Source organism: Curtobacterium sp. A7_M15 (assembly GCF_030705415.1).
In the GTDB taxonomy this organism is placed as follows: domain Bacteria; phylum Actinomycetota; class Actinomycetes; order Actinomycetales; family Microbacteriaceae; genus Curtobacterium.
This window is the reverse complement of record NZ_JAUZED010000207.1, coordinates 1-2,271: the sequence shown is the minus strand read 5'-3', so window position 1 is coordinate 2,271 and position 2,271 is coordinate 1. Positions and strand designations below refer to the sequence as shown.

The 2,271-nt window shown below is 72.7% G+C and carries 2 protein-coding genes and 1 pseudogene; 2 read left to right on the top strand and 1 reads right to left on the bottom strand.

All coding sequences use genetic code 11. The annotated features are described in order from the left end of the window. Nucleotides 1-230: pseudogene (locus Q7F20_RS18415) on the top strand (ABC transporter permease); the annotation flags it as partial. Between the two features lie 140 nt (nucleotides 231-370). Then, the gene (locus Q7F20_RS18410; RefSeq protein WP_305741504.1) at nucleotides 371-1,045 is read left to right on the top strand and encodes an ABC transporter ATP-binding protein; all 675 of its coding nucleotides are present in this window, start codon (nucleotides 371-373) and stop codon (nucleotides 1,043-1,045) included. 88 nt (nucleotides 1,046-1,133) lie between these two features. Here Q7F20_RS18410 and Q7F20_RS18405 read toward each other — a convergent pair whose 3' ends face one another. Continuing rightward, nucleotides 1,134-2,060, bottom strand: a complete 927-nt coding sequence (locus Q7F20_RS18405) for a biopolymer transporter Tol (RefSeq protein ID WP_305741503.1) — start codon at nucleotides 2,058-2,060, stop codon at nucleotides 1,134-1,136. Nucleotides 2,061-2,271 lie beyond the last annotated feature (211 nt).

Here is a 2,271-nt window from a genome sequence, read left to right as displayed (position 1 = left end):
CGACCGCCGCGGCGGGCAGCGGCACGAGCGGTGGCGCTCCGGCCGGCGGCTTCGGCGGCGGCGCGAGCACGGCGTCCACGACCGACGTCGTGCTGCACGCCCCCGTCACCGTCGAGGTGATCCTGCTCGCGATCGGTCTGGCGATCCTCGGCGGACTCATCGCCGGGGCGCTCGGCGGCTGGCGCGCGAGCCGGCTGCGTCCGGCCGAGGCCCTGCGGAGCGTGGCCTGATGGCCGGGCCCGGCACCGGCGCGACACCCGTCGCCGGGACCACCGACAGCACCGACCCGAAACCGGAACCGACAGGAGCACCAGTGACCACCACCGAGACCGCAGCGTCCGAGGCGGAGGCGAGCCGCGCCTCCCGTCCGATCTACGCCCTGAAGAACGTCACCAAGACGTACAAGCAGAAGAACCGGACCGTCACCGCGCTCACGAACGTCGACCTGACGATCCCGCAGGGGCAGCTCGTCGCGATCCAGGGACCGACGGGCGGCGGCAAGTCGACCCTGCTGCAGATGCTCGGTGCGCTCGACCGTCCGAGCGCCGGCAGCGTGCTGCTCGGCGACCAGGACGTGGCGAAGCTCGGCGACGGCGCGCTGACGAACCTGCGGGCGACCGAGATCGGCTTCGTCTTCCAGAGCTTCAACCTCATCCCGACGTTGACCGCGTTGGAGAACGTCGAGACGGCGTTCGCGGGCTCCCTCGCGAACCGGTCGAGGTCGGAGATCCGCGACCGCTCGACGGCGGCGCTGCGGGAGGTCGGCCTCGGCGAACGGCTCGACCACCTGCCGGCGGAGCTCTCCGGCGGGCAGCAGCAGCGCGTCGCGATCGCGCGGGCGCTGGTCAAGAACCCGAGCGTGCTGCTGGCCGACGAGCCGACCGGTGCGCTCGACGAGGCGACCCGTGACGAGATCATGGGACTCATCGAGAAGCAGTGGAAGGAGCGCGGGCTCACCGTGGTCGTCGTCACGCACGACTCGTGGGTCGCGAAGCGGGCCGAGCGCCGCCTGCACATCAAGCAGGGGCAGGTGCGGGAGGTGTAGGCGGGGCGAACCGAGATTTCGCGCTGAGCGACAGTTCACGGGCGACCGGGCGCGTGAACTGTCGCTCAGCGCGTGGAGTCGCAGCGCCCTACGGCGCCACCGGGTAGTCGCAGTACGCGAACCACCGCGAGTCCGGCGACCACGGCGGCACGTTCACGGTCCCCTGCCCACCGTCGAGCGTGACGAGGGTCTCGGGCTGGACGGCGATCCGGGCACCGCGCACGAGCGAGCCGGGCAGGAGCCGGAGCTCCACGCGGTGGTCGGCAGGGTGTCCCTGCACGCCCGGTTCGTACGACAGGTAGAGCAGGTGCGCGCCGTCCGGCGAGACGTGCGGGAACCAGTTCACCCGGTCGTCGTTCGTGATCCGGACCGGGTCGGTCGCCCCCGGCCAGAGGGCGACGAGCTGCGCCGTCCCCGGCGTGAACCGCTCCGAGTTCCACACGAGCATCTCCCCCGCGAACGCGACACCGTCGTCGGGGTACGCGTCGCGGGTCAGGAAGGTCGGGTCACCGGTCGCCGGGTCGACGAGGGCGACGTCGGTGGTCCAGACGCCCTCCTCCGTGCGCTCCCCGACGATCGCAGCCAGGGTCTCGCCGTCCGGTGCGATGCCGTGCAGGTAGAACTTCCGGACGACGGGCAGCGCGGTGGTGACGTCCGTGAGGGTCGCTGCCGCTCCCCCGGCCGGCACCGGCACCCGGTACAGGTCGCCGTCGCGCGCGCTCACCACGACGGAGTTGCCCGAGGGGTCCAGAACGTGGTCGTTGTTGATCTCGGGGACGCCGGGCATCGGCACGCGGACGAGCGCGGTCTCGTCGAGCACCCGGCCCCCGGGTCGCAGCAGCCACAGGTCGCCGTCGCCGTTCAGCACGAGGGTCCCGTCGGGCAGCACGTTCGGCGCCTCGACGAGGAGCGTGCTCGACTCGAACACGAGTCGGCTCGTCCGGCTCTCGACGTCGTACACGTGCACCCGGCTGGTCTGTCCCGGCAGCAGTTGCCGCCCGCGTGGCTCGCTCATGGTTCCATCCTGTCTCGATTCCGGCCGCCGAGTCTCGGCTCGGCGGACACGCTGGTGGGCCCGGCGTGACGGAACCGTCCGCCCAGCCGAGTCTCGGCGCCGCACCGGCCGCGCACACCAGCGCACGCGCGGACGGGAGGCGCGGTGCGGGTCCGACCCGCACCGCGCCTCCCGTCCGGTGGTCCTGCCTACTTCACCGCACCGGCGGTCA